This window comes from Rhodocyclaceae bacterium, from assembly GCA_020248265.1.
Classification (GTDB): domain Bacteria; phylum Pseudomonadota; class Gammaproteobacteria; order Burkholderiales; family CAIKXV01; genus CAIKXV01.
This window is the reverse complement of the sequence record JADCHX010000021.1, coordinates 17,390-32,110: the sequence shown is the minus strand read 5'-3', so window position 1 is coordinate 32,110 and position 14,721 is coordinate 17,390. Positions and strand designations below refer to the sequence as shown.

At 68.0% G+C, this 14,721-nt stretch carries 15 protein-coding genes; 10 read left to right on the top strand and 5 right to left on the bottom strand.

The annotated features are described in order from the left end of the window. Positions 1-19: 19 nt before the first annotated feature. A complete protein-coding gene (locus ING98_17085; protein ID MCA3103585.1) occupies positions 20-1,057 on the bottom strand; it encodes a tripartite tricarboxylate transporter substrate binding protein in 1,038 nt (345 codons plus the stop codon). A 34-nt stretch (positions 1,058-1,091) separates the two neighbouring features. Beyond that, positions 1,092-3,233: a beta-galactosidase trimerization domain-containing protein gene (locus ING98_17080; GenBank protein MCA3103584.1), complete on the bottom strand. Its 2,142-nt coding sequence runs from the start codon at positions 3,231-3,233 to the stop codon at positions 1,092-1,094. Between the two features lie 173 nt (positions 3,234-3,406). Here ING98_17080 and ING98_17075 point away from each other — a divergent pair, with 173 nt between their 5' ends. The 9 genes from ING98_17075 to ING98_17035 all read left to right on the top strand — a co-directional run bounded on the left by ING98_17075 (position 3,407) and on the right by ING98_17035 (position 9,394). Then, a complete protein-coding gene (locus ING98_17075; protein MCA3103583.1) occupies positions 3,407-3,658 on the top strand; it encodes a type II toxin-antitoxin system ParD family antitoxin in 252 nt (83 codons plus the stop codon). Next, positions 3,655-3,987: a type II toxin-antitoxin system RelE/ParE family toxin gene (locus ING98_17070; GenBank protein MCA3103582.1), complete on the top strand. Its 333-nt coding sequence runs from the start codon at positions 3,655-3,657 to the stop codon at positions 3,985-3,987. Before ING98_17075 ends, ING98_17070 begins: the two co-directional genes overlap by 4 nt. A gap of 166 nt (positions 3,988-4,153) precedes the next feature. Further along, positions 4,154-5,086, top strand: coding sequence for a tripartite tricarboxylate transporter substrate binding protein (locus ING98_17065; GenBank protein MCA3103581.1), 933 nt, complete (start codon positions 4,154-4,156; stop codon positions 5,084-5,086). 26 nt (positions 5,087-5,112) lie between these two features. Further along, positions 5,113-6,108, top strand: a complete 996-nt coding sequence (locus ING98_17060; protein MCA3103580.1) for a tripartite tricarboxylate transporter substrate binding protein — start codon at positions 5,113-5,115, stop codon at positions 6,106-6,108. Further along, positions 6,108-6,953 carry a phytanoyl-CoA dioxygenase family protein gene (locus ING98_17055; protein MCA3103579.1) on the top strand — a complete coding sequence of 282 codons (846 nt, stop codon included), beginning with the start codon at positions 6,108-6,110 and terminating at the stop codon, positions 6,951-6,953. Before ING98_17060 ends, ING98_17055 begins: the two co-directional genes overlap by 1 nt. A gap of 13 nt (positions 6,954-6,966) precedes the next feature. Beyond that, entirely contained in the window at positions 6,967-7,740 is a 774-nt protein-coding gene (locus tag ING98_17050) for an SDR family oxidoreductase (protein ID MCA3103578.1), read from the top strand. Further along, complete coding sequence (locus ING98_17045; GenBank protein ID MCA3103577.1) at positions 7,740-7,982, top strand: SlyX family protein; 243 nt, start codon at positions 7,740-7,742, stop codon at positions 7,980-7,982. The genes ING98_17050 and ING98_17045 overlap by 1 nt, the downstream gene beginning before the upstream one ends. A 41-nt stretch (positions 7,983-8,023) precedes the next feature. Continuing rightward, positions 8,024-8,998 carry a tripartite tricarboxylate transporter substrate binding protein gene (locus tag ING98_17040; GenBank protein ID MCA3103576.1) on the top strand — a complete coding sequence of 325 codons (975 nt, stop codon included), beginning with the start codon at positions 8,024-8,026 and terminating at the stop codon, positions 8,996-8,998. Positions 8,999-9,148: 150 nt separating this feature from the next. Continuing rightward, complete coding sequence (locus ING98_17035; protein ID MCA3103575.1) at positions 9,149-9,394, top strand: hypothetical protein; 246 nt, start codon at positions 9,149-9,151, stop codon at positions 9,392-9,394. A gap of 27 nt (positions 9,395-9,421) precedes the next feature. Here ING98_17035 and ING98_17030 read toward each other — a convergent pair whose 3' ends face one another. Continuing rightward, a complete protein-coding gene (locus ING98_17030; GenBank protein ID MCA3103574.1) occupies positions 9,422-10,222 on the bottom strand; it encodes an enoyl-CoA hydratase/isomerase family protein in 801 nt (266 codons plus the stop codon). A 207-nt stretch (positions 10,223-10,429) separates the two neighbouring features. On the opposite strand from ING98_17030, the gene ING98_17025 reads away from it, so the two are divergent. Then, positions 10,430-11,377, top strand: coding sequence for a tripartite tricarboxylate transporter substrate binding protein (locus tag ING98_17025; protein MCA3103573.1), 948 nt, complete (start codon positions 10,430-10,432; stop codon positions 11,375-11,377). Between the two features lie 3 nt (positions 11,378-11,380). Here ING98_17025 and ald read toward each other — a convergent pair whose 3' ends face one another. Then, the gene (gene ald / locus ING98_17020; protein ID MCA3103572.1) at positions 11,381-12,502 is read right to left on the bottom strand and encodes an alanine dehydrogenase; all 1,122 of its coding nucleotides are present in this window, start codon (positions 12,500-12,502) and stop codon (positions 11,381-11,383) included. Beyond that, positions 12,496-14,721: an acetate--CoA ligase family protein gene (locus tag ING98_17015; GenBank protein ID MCA3103571.1), complete on the bottom strand. Its 2,226-nt coding sequence runs from the start codon at positions 14,719-14,721 to the stop codon at positions 12,496-12,498. Before ING98_17015 ends, ald begins: the two co-directional genes overlap by 7 nt.

The window sequence follows — 14,721 nt, the reverse complement described above, 5'->3', positions numbered from 1 at the left end:
GTCGATGGTCCCTTGTCGGTCATTCCGCCTTGATGCCCGCCGCCTTCACCACCTTGGCCCAGGTGGCGATCTCGGACTTGATGAATGCGCCGAACGCTTGCGGGTCGAGGATGGCCGGCTCGAAATCGTTCTGCAGCATCCGCTCGCGCGTGGCCGGCAGCTTCACGATCTGCTCGATCTCGCCATACAGCCGCTGCACGATCTCGCGCGGCGTGCGCGCGGGTGCCACCACGCCGTACCAGACCTGCGCCGACATCGCCGGGCCGCCGCCTTCGGCGATGGTCGGCAGGTCAGGCGCACCGGACACCCGCTTCGGGCTGGTCACGCCCAGCGCGCGCAGCTTGCCGGCCTTCACGAACGGGATCGCACCGGGCGTGGATGCGAACGTGAACTGGATCTGCCCGGCGATCACGTCGGTCGTGGCCGGGCCCGCGCCCTTGTACGGCACATGCACCGCGTCGATGCCGGCGAGCGTGCGGAACATCTCGGTCGCCAGGTGCGCCGCCGCGCCAGGCACCGCGCCGTAGTTGAGCTTGCCCGGACGCGCCTTGGCGTATGCGATGAACTCCTTCACCGACGTGACTGGCACCGACGGGTTCACCGCCAGCACGAAGGGGGCAGTCGCGACCAGTGCGATCGGCGCGAAGTCGCGTATCGGATCGTAGGGCAGCTTGGCAAACAGACTCACGTTGTTGGCAAGCGGGCCCGAGGTGCCGGCGAACAGCGTATGCCCGTCGGGCGCGGCCTTGGCCGCGAGGTCGGCGCCGATGTTGCCGCTCGCCCCGGGACGGTTGTCGACCACGACCGGCTGGCCGAGCCGCTCCTGCAGCGGCGTGGCGACGAGGCGGGCGAGGATGTCGGTCGGCCCGCCGGCAGGCAGCGGCACGATCATCCGGATCGGGCGCGTCGGATACTGGCCGGACTGCGCCAATGCCTCCAGCGCCGGGAACGACAGCGCAACACAGCCCGCGGCCACCGTTGCACGGAACCGCCGGCCGTCAGAGCCGTCAGGGCCAGCCTGCACCTGCATCACATGATGCTTCATCGAAGAGTTCATTCCGTTCATCCTTGCCTCGCTGCAGGTTCCATCGCTAATCGAACTCGAACACGACGATCTCGTGGTCGTCGAGGCGGTCCACCACCACTTCGGCGCGCCCGGCGCGCATCACCGGAACCAGCGCCGTCTCGCTCGAAGCCAGGCGCACCGCGTGCGGCGGCTCGCCACCGTCGCAGCGCAGCGACACCACGATACCCGACACCGGATGGATGGCGGTGCCCGGATGCCGCCAGCCGGTATTCAGGTGCTTGCCCACCGGGAAGTTCACCAGGTGCACCAGGTCGCGGCGCCCGCCCGGTGTCGCTTGCCGCATGTGCGTCGCGTCGACATGGTCGGGGGCGTCGATGAACACCTCGCGCGGTTCGCCGATCGCCCACGACACGCCATTGGCCAGCACCCGGCCGAGGTCCGGAAAGCCGTAGTGATAGAACAGCGCATCGACCTGGTTGGCGAAGTACACCACCCGTCCGGCACCGAAGCTGCCGCGCAGCGCGACCGGGATGTCGGTGCCGCTGCCGATGGCACTGTACTCGGGGATGCTGATCGTCGCCCCCGAGTGCGCGATCACCGGCGGGATCAGCGTCAGCGGCACTTCGCGCCCGGCGGCCGGGTCGACTTCCAGTTCCACCAGCGCGCCATCGTTGGGCAGCAGGTCGGTGTCGCCGATGCCATCGAGCAGCGGATCGTCCCGGCGCTCCAGCTTCGCGTACGAAGACTTCAGGTCGCGCCGCACCCCGGTGCGCCGCGCACCGAGCAGCGCATCGAGCGCGGGCCGGTGCGCCGGTTCGCCCCGGGCATCGTAGCGTCCGGTCTCGAAGCTGCAGACCAGCGATCCGCCGCCCTTCACCCACTCGACGAGCAGGTCGATCGCCGCATCGCTCAGGCAGGCCGCGTTCGGCAGCACGAGCGCACGATAGCGGGCGAGCGTCGCGGCATCCAGGAACTTGTCCGACAGCATGTCGAACGGGATGTGCGCCTCCTGCAGCGCGCAGTAGGTGCCGCGCACCGGATCGAAATAGCGCGCACCGGGCTTGTCTCGGCCGTAGTTGTCCTGCGTGTAGCGGGAGAACACCACCGCCACCTGCGCGGCCGAGCGCGCACCGTCGAAGTAGCCTTCCCAGCGCGCCAGCCGGGCGAACACCTCGCGCATCGGCGCGAGCGAGCGGCGGTCGAACAGCGGCGAATAGCCGCCGTTGATGTGCAGCCAGCTCGACACACCGTTGGCGAACTGCTGCGCGATCCACGCCCGGTTCTCCGCCTCGGGGGTCGCCGACAGTCGCCACCACGGATAGAAGTAGCTCACCGTCATCCAGCGTGGCCGGTCGGGTCCGAGCGAGGCGAGGTACTTCGCCTGGATGCCCGGCCACCAGGGCGCGGTATTGCGCCGCTGGCATTCGAAGGTCAGCACGTCCTGGCCGTCGAGCCAGTAGTCGATGTCCCAACCACCGATCTGGATGGTCTCGAGCGACTCCATCAGCTGCACCGCCGAGATGAAGATCGCCTTCGGATTGGCCGCATGGATCGCGCCATGCATCAGCTTCACCCAGTCGGCGATCTGCTGGTAGCGCCATTCGTTGAACGTACGCCAGACGGGGTTCTCCCAGTCTTCCTCGAGCGGGATCGCCTCGCCGGCATGCGCGCGGAACGAGGCCTGGCAGGAGTCGCAATGGCAGACCGTCGTATCCCACGCCCCGAACTTGCCCGCGTTGTTCCAGATGCCATCGACCGGATAACGGGTCAGGATCTCGGTCACGACCTCGGCCATGCGGCTGCGGTAGTAGGTACCGCTCGGGCAGGTCACGTAATGGTCGCTGACTTCGCACAGGTTGCCGTCCCGGTCGCGGGTGAACCACTCGGGATGAGTCTCGGCCAGCGCCTTCGGCGCGCAGCTCGGGTCGATGCGAGCCAGCACATGCATGCCCTCGCGGTGCGCGACCGGTACGATCTCGTCGAGCAGGTCGCGCGAGCCGAGTCCGCTGCTGATGCGGTGGCCGTCGATCTGCGTCTGGTAGAACGCGACGATGCCGCCGCCGCTGATGCAGAACGCCGTCGCGGAGAACTGCTTCGCGTCGGCGACCAGCGCCTCCGCATCGATGCGCGGCTCGTCGCCTTCGCGCAGGTTGATCAGCAGCACCCGGTTGGGTCCCTGCCACCAGGGTCTTGCCTGTTCGGTCATGCCGTCTCTCCGGGGGTGGCCGGCCTGGCCGCTGCGTGTCACGGGTCAGTTCCGCGGGTCAGTCTCGCGGGTCACTGGTGCCGATGGCCTTGCCGTAACGGATGATAGCGCCGGACAGTAACGGCAGGCAGGCGATTCTTGCCAAATTTTGCCAACAAGGCTAGTCTCGTTCCATGAGCACGATGAACATCTCCCTTCCCGAGACCCTCAAGTCCTTCGTCGATGAACAGGTCACGGAACGTGGTTATGGCACCAGCAGCGAGTACGTGCGCGACCTGATCCGCAAGGATCAGGATCGGCAGAAGCTTCGCGGAATGCTGCTGTCGGCAACGACCAGAGAATCGAGCCGCCCCGCCGATGAGGCTTACTTTGACTCGCTTCGACAGCGCGTGCGCAGGGCGGAGAAGAGCGGCAACGGCAAGTGAAGGGCAAGCCGGTGATTCCGCGTCCGCGCGCCACCGAGGACGCGGAAGAGGCGGTTCGGCACTACATCGACGCCGATGCTGCGCAGGCTGCCCTCGGATTCATCGCCGCGCTGGAGCAGGCATATGCACGGCTGGCCGTCCATCCGGCCATCGGGTCACCCCGCTATGCACACGAGCTGGGATTGCCGGGACTGCGCTGCCGGCCGCTGGCACGCTTCCCGTATCTGGTGTTTTATGCAGAGCGCGCGGAGTACATCGATGTGTGGCGGGTACTTCACAGTCGACAGGACATTCCGGAATGGATGCAGGAGCCGGACACTCAGGGATGAAACGGTCCCACAGGTATGGCTTGCCGTGCAACGCGTGTCGCCGCATACTTTTCTGATGATCCATACCGTGCGCAGGATGCGCCTTGCCGTCACGTCCGGGTCCGCACCGAGCGCGTGCGGACGATCGGCCTTTCCGGGTTCGTTGATCGCAGTGCTGTCAGCCGTCATGACTTTCAGTGCGGCGCACGCACAGCCACAGTCCTGGCCCGCGCGTCCGATCCGTCTCGTGGTGCCGTTCGCGCCCGGCGGCGCCGTCGACCTGAGCGCGCGCACCGTCGCGCAAGCCATGTCGCCCAGGCTCGGCCAGCAGGTGCTGATCGACAACCGCGGCGGCGCTGGCGGCAACCTCGGGGTCGAGCTGGTGACCCGGGCGGCGCCCGACGGCTACACGCTGGTGATGGCCACGTCCGGGCAGGTGGCGATCAATCCCCACATGTATGCACGCATGTCGTTCGACCCGCTGAAAGACCTCGCGCCGATCACCCCGGTCGGCCATGCGCTGAACATACTGTGCGTGCACCCGGCACTGCCGGTGAAGTCGGTGAAGGAGTACATCGCGCTGGCGAAGTCCAGCCCGGGCAAGCTGACCTTCGCCTCCGGCGGTACCGGCGCCTCCGATCACATCGCCACCGAACTGTTCATGAGCATGGCCGGCATCCGGATGACGCACATCCCCTACAAGGGCGGCGCACCGGCGATGACCGACCTCCTGGCGGGCCATGTCGATTCAGGCTTCTCGACCGTGGCGACCGCGATCGGCCCGATCCGCAGCAACCGGCTGCGTGCGCTCGGCCTCACTTCGTCGAAGCGCTTCGAGCTGCTGCCACAGATACCAACCATCGCCGAGGCCGGGCTGCCCGGTTACGAGTCGGTCAGCTGGTACGGACTGTTCGCGCCAGCCGGCACCCCGGCCGAGATCATCGCCCGGGTGAATACCGAAGCCGTCAGTGCGCTGCAGGCGGAGGACGTACGCAGGCGCATGGTCGAGTTCGGCGTGATGCCGGTTTCCAGCAGTCCCGATGCGTTTTCCACCTACATCGCCGCCGACTCGCAGCGCTGGGGCAAACTGATCCGCAGCGCGGGCATCAAGGCCGAGTGATGCACCACACAGGTTCGAGGATGCCCATGAATATCCCGGCGACGCTGCTGGCTGCGACGTTTTCCTTCGCTCTCGCGACCGGCAGCGGCGAGGCCACCGCTGCGGCCGCCTATCCCGACCGGCCGGTGCGGCTGATCGTGCCGTTCGCCCCGGGCGGCTCGACCGACGTACTCGCGCGCGTGCTGGGCCAGAAGCTCGGCGAGAAGCTCGGCCAGCCGTTCCTGATCGACAACCGCGCCGGCGCCGGTGGCACCATCGGCACTGCGATCGCGGTCAAATCGAACAGCGACGGCTACACGCTGGTGCTGGGCACTACCAGCACGCTCGCGATCAACGAGAGCCTGTACCCGAAGCTCGGCTACGACATCGCGCGCGACCTCGCGCCGATCGTACTGCTGGCGAAGGGCCCGTTCGTGCTGATGTCCACGCCCGGCCTGCCAGTGGCGTCGCTGAAGGAGCTGATCGCGTACGCGAAGGCGCGGCCGGGCAAGCTCTCGATCGCCTCCTCGGGCAATGGCACCTCGGTGCACCTGTCGGCCGAGCTGTTCAAGATGGTGGCGCAGCTGCCCGACATCGTGCACATCCCGTTCAAGGGCGGCGGCCCGGCCGGCGTCGCACTGATGGCAGGCGAGGTGCAGCTGATGATCAACGACCTGCCGCCGGCGATCGGCCCGATTCGCGCAGGCAAGCTGCGTGCGCTGGCGGTGGCCGACAGCCGGCGCTCGCCGCTCCTGCCCGACGTACCCACGTTCGCGGAGGCTGGCCTGCCAGGCTACGAGTCGCTTTCCTGGTTCGGGCTGCTGGCACCTGCGGGCACGCCCGCGTCGATCGTCACGCTGCTCAATGCGACCACGGGTGCGATCCTGGCGAACGACCGCGACCTGCGTGCACGGTTCACCGAACTGGGCGTGGAGCCGATCGGAGGCACGCCCGCCCAGCTCGCTGCGTTCGCCCGCGAAGAGACGCGCAAGTGGTCGGCGGTGGTGAAGAAGGCGAATGTCGTGATCGAGGGAGGTTCCTGATGAAGCGACTGACCGAAGCACAGGCGACGGAATACGCAGCCGAGGGCTGCACGCATCCGGTCCGCGTGTTCAGCGCACAGCAGGCAGCCCACTACCTGTCATGCCTGGAAGCTGGCGAGCGGTCCATGGGCGCCGAGTTCAAGAAGGTGCTGCGTACCAAGGCCCACCTGTCGCTCAAGTGGGTGGACGAGGTGATCCACGACAGCAACGTGCTCGATGCGGTCGAGGACGTGATCGGCCCCGACATCCTGCTCTACAACCTGACCGTCTGGATCAAGAACGCGAACGATCCGTCGTTCGTCGGCTGGCACCAGGACTCGACCTACTTCCCGCTCGACCCGGCGGTGCAGGTGACTGCCTGGATCGCGTTGACCGACAGCGTCGAGGAGAACGGCAGCGTCAACTACCTGCCGGGCAGCCACACGCTCGGGCAGTTGCGCCATGCCGAGGCACCCGGCGACGGGAGCCTGCTGTCCAAGGGACAGCACATCGTCGAACCGGTGGATTCCAGCGTGGTCAAGACCATCCCGCTGCAGCCAGGCGAGATGTCGCTGCACCACACGCGGCTGGTGCACTACTCCGACCCGAATAACAGCTCGCGCCGGCGCATCGGCCTCGGCGTGAGCTACATTCCGACGTCGGTGCGCTGCACCGGCTCGGTCCGGCACACGGCCATGCTGATGCGCGGGGTCGACCGCTACAACCATTTCGACCACGAACCGAGGGTCCGTTTCGACTTCGATCCCGAGGTAACCGTCTTCCGCACCGATGCGGTCGCGCGTTACTACGCTGCCCGCGATGAGCAGGTGGAAGTCCGCGCGCGCGAATTCGCGGCAGCCCGTTGAACCAGGAGACACCATGGCATCGATGAAGGGCCGGTTCTGCGTCGTCACCGGCGCATCCACGCAGCATGGCATCGGCAACACGATCGCCAGGCGCTTCGCCGAAGCCGGTGCATCGGTGTTCCTCGTTGCCGAAGGCACGAAGGAGCAGCTCGAGACCGCACAGGCCGAGTGCCGGGCCTATCCGGAGGCCGGGACGATCGAGTACGGCATCTACGATCTTTCCGTCTCCGGTAACGCCGAGGCAATGATCGCCGACGCGCACAAGCGGTTCGGCCGCATCGACGTGCTGGTCAACAACGCCGGCATCCGCGCGCCGTACAACTTCGGCGACTACACCCGCGCGCAGTTCGACGCCGTGGTCGGCGTGAACATCGCCACGCCGTTCTTCGCCAGCCAGGCGGTGGTGCCGATCATGCGTGCGCAGGGCGGCGGCCGCATCATCCATATCGCCAGCCAGCTCGGCCATGTGACCTACGCGAAGCGCGCGCTCTACGGCCTGACCAAGGCAGCGCTGCTGCACCTCACCAAGTCGATGGCCTACGAACTGGGCAAGGACAACATCCAGGTGAACTCGGTCAGCCCCGGGCCGATCAAGACCCAGCCGCTGATCGACCGCCTGCGCACCGAACCGGAAGAGATGGCCCGCCGCGTCAGCCAGTACGTGCCGCTCGGCCGGCTCGGCGAGCCGGGCGAGATCGCCGATGTCGCCTTCTTCCTTGCCACCGATGCCCCCGCCTTCCTGCAGGGCGAAGATATCTGCGTGGATGGCGGATACATCAACCACTGATGGCCGACGCGGGCGACAGCACCGAGAACGCCGGTATCGTCGAGCGCCTGATGGCGCTCGAGGTCAAGGCGAGTTTCACCGAAGACCTGGCCGATGAACTGAACCGCACGGTGGCGCGACAGCAGCAGCAGATCGAGGCGCTGGCCCGCGAACTGATGCGGCTGCGCGGGCAGGTGGAGGAGCTGGGCGAGCAGGATGGTGCAGGCGACGGCACGAGGCAGGAAGTGCCGCCGCACTACTGATGCAGGCGCCGGTTGGGCGCAACATGACGGAGAACCCTCGCATGACCCACTGCCGGATGACCACGTTGATGCTGCTGCTCGCAATGGCCTCGGGCGCCCTTGCACAGGGTACCGCCCCCGACTACCCCAAACGCCCGATCCGCATCCTCGTCGGCTTCTCCGCCGGCAGCACCGCCGACCTGCTGCCGCGCATCGCCGGCCAGCGGATGACCGAAGCCTGGGGCCAGCCGGTGATCGTCGACAACCGGCCCAGCGCCGGCGGCATCGTCGCGGCCGAGATCGTGGCCAAGGCGACGCCGGACGGGCACACGCTGCTGTCGGTGTCGGCCGGCCATGCGGTGTCGGCGGCGCTCTACAAGAGCCTTCCCTACGACACGCTGAAAGACTTCGCCGGCATCACCCGCTTCGCGAACGTGCCCAGCATCCTGGTCGTGGCACCCGCTTCGGGCATCAAGTCGGTCAAGGACATCATCTCTCTGGCCAAGGCCAAGCCTGGCACCCTCACCTATTCGACGCCGGGCATCGGCAGCGCCAACCACCTCGCGGGCGAACTGCTGAAGAACCTCGCCGGCATCGACGTCACGCATGTGCCGTTCAAGGGCATCCCCGAGGCGATGACCGCGACGATGACCGGCACCATCACCTTCAACCTGTCGCCGGTGCTGAACGTGGTGCCATTGGTCAACAGCGGCAAGCTGCTCGCGATCGCGACTACCACCGGCGCCCGCGCCAGCGCACTGCCCGACGTGCCGACCATCGGCGAATCGGGCGTGAAGGGCTATGCGTTCGACCCGTGGTTCGGCATCCTGACCACGGCACGCACGCCGCGTGCGATCGTGAACCGGCTCAACCAGGAGATCGTGCGCTCGATGGAACTGCCCGAGATCAAGGCACGGCTGGCCACCCTGGGCGCGGAACCGGCACCGCTGTCGCCGGACCAGTTCGATGCGCACATCCGCAGCGAGGTCGAGAAGTTCCGCAAGATCGTCGCGAGCGCGAACATCAAGGTGGAGTGACCGCGGCGCGGCATCGCTGTTCTGACGCACCGGAAGATGTCTTCATGCCGACTGTCATACGAATTTGACAGGTGCAATTGTCCATCCAGCGTGTCAGACTTCCGCCACGCACGCCGCCAGCCTGCGCGTGCTCACAACGGGAGCCGCATCATGAACAGCATCATCATTTCGTTTCTCGTCTTCGGTGCACTGTTCGGCCTGACCACCTACCCGGTCCGCCATCTGTTCAGCGAGGGTACTGTCTCTCGCAGCGACAACGGCGAACGCGGTCCGATGGACGGCCGGACCATGTGGGTCGCGATCAGCGTCTTCCTGTGGCCGATCCTGATGTTCACCGGGTTCTACACGATGCTCTACAAGCGCGCGCAGCGGCAGCGCAGCGCCCGGCACGGGTAACGGCCTGCCGGCGCAGGCGCGCCGGCATCAGCCCCCGCCCTTCTCTGCACCCTTCTCCCCGAACTTCGCCACCTGCCCCTTCCACGCATCCGACAGCAGGCACGGCAGCCAGGCCTCGTTCTCGGCCTGCAACCCGCCGGAGAGCATCGTCTCCTGCGACGCGTTCAGTGCGATCTTGGCCTGGATCAGCGACATGCGCGGCTGGCGTGCGATCGACCGGGCGAGCTCCATCGTCACGGCCATCAGTTCCGGCCGTGGCACCACGCGCAGCACGATGCCCAGCCGCTCGGCCTCGTGCGCATCGAAGCGCCGGCCGGTGAAGATCAGCTCCTTCGCCTTCTGCAGACCGACCGCACGCGGCAACCGCTGCGTGCCGCCGGCGCCGGGCAGGAAACCCAGCCCGACCTCCGGCAGCGCGAAGGTCGCATTGTCGGAGGCGATGCGCAGGTCGCATTGCAGCGCGAGTTCGAAACCGCCGCCGAGGCAGTAGCCGTTGATCGCGGCGATGGTCGGCTTGGCCATCGAAGCCACCGAGTTCACCCAGCGGTTACGGAAGAAGCGGCGTTCGTCGTAGAGCTGCTGCACGCTGCGCTGCCCACGCTCCTTCAGGTCTGCGCCCGCGCAGAAGGCCCGGTCGCCCTCGCCGGTGATCACCACGACGGCGACGGACGGGTCGGCGTCGAGCTCGCGCGCGAAATCGATGATCTCTGCACGCAGCTGCAGGTTCACCGCGTTCATCACGTGGGGACGGGTCAGTGTCACCAGCGCAACACCATCCTCGATGGATACGCGCTTGACGTCGGTGGTCAGTGAATGCGGTGCAGGCATCGCGTCATCCTTTCGTATGCGTTGCGCGCGATCGTATCCACGCACGCGGCAGCTGTCGATGCGGGTCGGCGATGCGGATCAGGATACCCGCCCATGCCATACTGCCACCGAGGAGGCCAGATCCCGATGCCACGCCCGCTAAGACGCCGATACTCGCGGCGACCGCCGACCCTGCTGCAATCCACCCCCGCGCTCGTGACCGCCGCCATGCTCGCTGCCGCGCCCCTGGTGCCGGCGCGTACGGCAGCAGCCCAGCCCGCAGGCTTCCCCGACCGACCGCTGCGGATGATCGTGCCGTTCGCGCCCGGTGGCGTCGCCGACATCGTCGCTCGCATCGTCGCGCAGAAGATGGGCGAAGACCTGCGACAGACGGTGGTGGTCGACAACCGGTCGGGTGCAGGTGGCTCGATCGCGGCCGAACTCACCACCGTCGCGCGGCCCGACGGCCACACGATCCTGCTATGCACCTCGAGCGTGGCGGTGTTCAACCCGCTGCTCTCGAAGGTGAAGTACGACCCCATCCGCGACCTCACCCCGTTGTCGCTGGTCTCGGGTGCCCCGTTCGTGCTGCTGGTGCCGGTCAACTCGCCCGCCACGAGCGTGCAGGAACTGGTGTCGATCGCCCGCAGCAAGCCGGGCTGGATCAGCTTCGGATCGGCCGGCATCGGCTCGGCATCGCACCTGATCACCGAGATCTTCGTCTCGATGACCGGCATCAAGGCCACGCACGTGCCCTACAAGGGCACGGCACCGGCCACCAACGACCTGCTCGCCGGCAACCTGCAGATGATGTTCGATTCGATCAGCGCATCGGTGCAGCACATCAAGTCGGGCCGCGTGCGTGCACTGGGCGTCTCGAAGCGCACCCGCTCACCGTTGATGCCTTCCCTGCCGCCGATCGCCGACAGCGGCGTGCCGGGCTTCGAAGGCGTGAGCTGGCAGGGGATGTGCGGGCCGGCGGCGCTGCCGCGTCCGATCGCACAGGCGCTGACCACTGCGGTGATCAAGGCAGTGAAGGCGCCGGATACCGCGGAGACCTTTGCCGGCCTGGGTATCGAGGGCATCGGCAGCAGCGCCGAGGAGTTCAGCGCCTTCCACAAGGCGGAGATCGCCAAGTGGGGCAAGGCGATGCGGGATGCGGGGATCCGGCAATAGCAATCACGGCTGGCCGATTGCAGTGAGCGGGTCGATGGCGGCCATGCCCAGTGCATGGGCCACCCCGGAATGCGTGACCTGTCCACGATGCACGTTGAGGCCCGCGCGCAGGTGCGGGTCGTGGCGCAGCGCAGCCGTGGCGCCCCGCTCGGCAAGTGCGAGCACGAACGGCGCGGTGGCATGGTTGAGCGCATAGGTGGAGGTGCGCGGCACGGCGCCCGGCATGTTGGCCACACAGTAGTGCACGATGCCGTCGACGACGAAGGTCGGCGCCCGGTGCGTCGTCGGGTGCGAGGTCTCGCAGCATCCGCCCTGGTCGATCGCGATGTCGACGATCACCGCACCGCGCTGCATCCGGCCGAGCAGGTTGCGATCGATCAGCCTGGGCGCGGCATCGCCCGGCACCAGCACCGCGCCGACGACGAGGTCAGCCTGCACCACATGCCTTGCGATCGCGTCTGCGTCTGCCAGCACCCCGCGCACGGTGCCGCCGGTCAGCGCATCGAGCCGGGCGAGGGCCGCTGCGCTGCGGTCGAGCACGGTCACTTCTGCCCCCATCGCAGCGGCCACCCGGGCGGCGTTGTTGCCGGAGACGCCGGCGCCAAGCACCACGACCTTCGCCGGATCGACCCCGGTTGCGCCGGCAAGCAGCACACCGCGCCCGCCCTGTGTCGCCTCGAGGAAATGCGCACCGACCTGGATCGACATGCGTCCAGCCACCTCGGACATCGGTGCCAGCAGCGGTAACCGGCCCTGCACATCGGTCACCGTCTCGTAGGCGATGCAGGTGGCGCCGCTATCAGCCAGGTCCTGCGCCTGCGCGGCATCGCTGGCCAGGTGCAGGTAAGTGAACAGGACCTGCCCCGCGCGCAATTGCCGCCGCTCGTCGGGCTGCGGCTCCTTCACCTTGACGATCAGGTCGGCGGTTGCCCAGACCGAAGACGCGGTCGCGGCGACCGTGGCACCGACGGCTGCGTAGTCGGCGTCACCCGCGCCGATGCCGAGCCCGGCGCCGGTCTCGACCAGCACCCGATGCCCGTGCGACACCAGCGACTTCACGCTCTCCGGCGTCAGCCCGACCCGATACTCGTCACTCTTGATCTCCCGCGGTACGCCGATCAGCACTGCAGCCTCCTTCGTAAGGTGCCGCGCAGCACCAGTAACGCATCGACCGCCACCACCCCTTCGCCGCGCGACCGTACGATCAGCGGGTTGATGTCGAGTTCCGACAGCCGGCCGCGCAGCGACCAGGCCAGTGCAGACACCTGCACCAGTACCTCGGCCAGTGCCTCGCGATCGGCCGGTGGTCGGCCGCGCTGGCCGTCGAACAGCGCGCTGCCGCGCAGCTCGTCGACCATCGACTGCGCCGCGTCCAGGCCGAACGGCGCGATGCGGAACACCATGTCCTTCAGCGTCTCGGCGAACACGCCGCCCAGCCCGAGCGCAACCACCGGCCCGAAGGTCTCGTCGTCGACCACCCCGACGATGGCCTCGATGCCGCCCTCGACCATGGGACAGGCCAGCAGGCCGCCCAGCCGCGCGCGCGGCACCGCTTCGCGCGCGCGAGCAAGCATCGCTCGACCGGCCTCAGCCAGCTCAGCCACGTCCTGGATGCCGAGCCGCACCCCGCCGATATCGCTCTTGTGCGCGATGTCGCGCGACAGCAGCTTGAGCGCGACCGGAAAGGGAATCCGCTCACCGACCGTTTCGGTGCCCGCCAGGCCCTCGCCCTCGCGCAGCAGCGGTGAATCGAGCGGGATGCAGACATCGGCCGTCACCGGGATGCCCGCCGCGCGCAGCAGCGCCTTGCCCTCGTGTTCATCGAGCGCGACATCGCCCGCTGGCAGCGTATGCTGCGCAAGGCCGGCAGGCATCTCCGGTGCCGCACGCGACGCTGCATGGCGCGCACGCGCCTGCGCGAAGTCGGCAAGCTGGCCCATCACCTGCGCCGCACGGTTGGGCGAGGAAAGCAGCGGGATGCCCGCACCGGCGAAGAACTCGTGTCCGACACTGGATATCGAGGCCGGCACCGCCGACACCGCGAACACCGGCTTGTCGAACTTGACCGCCGCCTCGGCCAGCACGCGTGCGGCCAGCGCGAACGACGGACCCATGATCGTGCCGAACAGCACGCACAGCTGGTGCACCTCGGGGTCGGCGAGCAGCGTCTCGAACGCGGCGCGGAACGATGCCTCGTGCTCCGGTCGCGGATAGCCCGCAGTGGTATCCACCGGGTTGCCCACCGCCGCCAGCGGCGGCAGCAGTTCGCGCAGCCGCGCCTGGGTCGCCTCGCCCAGCGGCGCGAGGACCAGGCGCGCCTCGTCCGCGGCATCGGCGAACACCACGGCGGAGCCACCGGTGTTGGTGACGATCGCGACGTTGCGCCCGCGCGCCACGCGCGCCGGCCAGGACGGCTGCGCCACCTGCGCCGTGCCGGCCGACTGCAGCGACCCGCCCGACTGACCCACCAGGAAGTCCACCACCTGCTCCGCGCTCGACACCTCGACCACGCCGCACTGGCGCAGCGCCGCCCGGTACACCGCATAGGTACTGGTGAGGTTGGCGGTATGCGAAGCTGCGGCACGCGCACCCTGCCCGGTCTTGCCCGCCTTCCAGACCACCACCGGCTTGCCGGCCTCCAGCGCGCGGTCGAGTGCAGCCATCAGCGCACGGCCATCGGCCACGCCCTCGATGTAGGCAAAGATCACCTTCGTCTGCGGATCGTCGACGTAGTGATCGAGCAGTTCCGGCATCGTGATGTCCGACTCGCTGCCGGTCGCGACCACATGGCGGAAGCCGACGCCGGCCATCGCCGCCTGGATCACCACGCTCATGCCGAAGCCGCCGCTCTGCACCGCCACCGACACCCCACCCGGCTGCAGCTTCGGCGGACGCGTGAGGCTGCCAAAGGCGGCCACGACGTTCGCATGCACGTTCACCAGGCCGATGCAGTTCGGGCCGATCAACCGCACGCCGCCGTCGCGCGCCGCAGCCAGCATCTCCTGCTCCAGGCGCTCACCCTCTGGTCCGATCTCGCGGAAGCCGCCACCCAGCACCACCGCATGGCCGATGCCCTTGCGCCCGCACTCGGCGACCACGCTGGCGACATGCGCGGCCGGCAGCGCGATCACCGCCAGATCGCACAATCCGTCGATCGCGGAGACGGACGCATACGACCGGCGGCCATCGATCTCGTCGTACTTCGGGTTCACCGGATACACGCCGCCGGTATAGCCCGAAGTGTTCAGCGCGCGGATGGTCTGGCCGCCGAAGCGCGTGATGTCGCCACTGGCGCCGACGATGGCTATGCCGCGGGGGGAGAGGAGGTATCGGGAGAGGGACAT

What these genes read in the sequence shown, in the direction of transcription:
- ING98_17085 (MCA3103585.1), bottom strand. Translation starts at nt 1,057, where the DNA reads ATGAACTCTTCGATGAAGCATCATGTGATGCAGGTGCAGGCTGGCCCT.
- ING98_17080 (MCA3103584.1), bottom strand. Translation starts at nt 3,233, where the DNA reads ATGACCGAACAGGCAAGACCCTGGTGGCAGGGACCCAACCGGGTGCTG.
- ING98_17075 (MCA3103583.1), top strand. Translation starts at nt 3,407, where the DNA reads ATGAGCACGATGAACATCTCCCTTCCCGAGACCCTCAAGTCCTTCGTC.
- ING98_17065 (MCA3103581.1), top strand. Translation starts at nt 4,154, where the DNA reads ATGACTTTCAGTGCGGCGCACGCACAGCCACAGTCCTGGCCCGCGCGT.
- ING98_17060 (MCA3103580.1), top strand. Translation starts at nt 5,113, where the DNA reads ATGAATATCCCGGCGACGCTGCTGGCTGCGACGTTTTCCTTCGCTCTC.
- ING98_17055 (MCA3103579.1), top strand. Translation starts at nt 6,108, where the DNA reads ATGAAGCGACTGACCGAAGCACAGGCGACGGAATACGCAGCCGAGGGC.
- ING98_17050 (MCA3103578.1), top strand. Translation starts at nt 6,967, where the DNA reads ATGGCATCGATGAAGGGCCGGTTCTGCGTCGTCACCGGCGCATCCACG.
- ING98_17045 (MCA3103577.1), top strand. Translation starts at nt 7,740, where the DNA reads ATGGCCGACGCGGGCGACAGCACCGAGAACGCCGGTATCGTCGAGCGC.
- ING98_17040 (MCA3103576.1), top strand. Translation starts at nt 8,024, where the DNA reads ATGACCCACTGCCGGATGACCACGTTGATGCTGCTGCTCGCAATGGCC.
- ING98_17035 (MCA3103575.1), top strand. Translation starts at nt 9,149, where the DNA reads ATGAACAGCATCATCATTTCGTTTCTCGTCTTCGGTGCACTGTTCGGC.
- ING98_17030 (MCA3103574.1), bottom strand. Translation starts at nt 10,222, where the DNA reads ATGCCTGCACCGCATTCACTGACCACCGACGTCAAGCGCGTATCCATC.
- ING98_17025 (MCA3103573.1), top strand. Translation starts at nt 10,430, where the DNA reads ATGCTCGCTGCCGCGCCCCTGGTGCCGGCGCGTACGGCAGCAGCCCAG.
- ING98_17015 (MCA3103571.1), bottom strand. Translation starts at nt 14,721, where the DNA reads ATGTCCCTCTCCCGATACCTCCTCTCCCCCCGCGGCATAGCCATCGTC.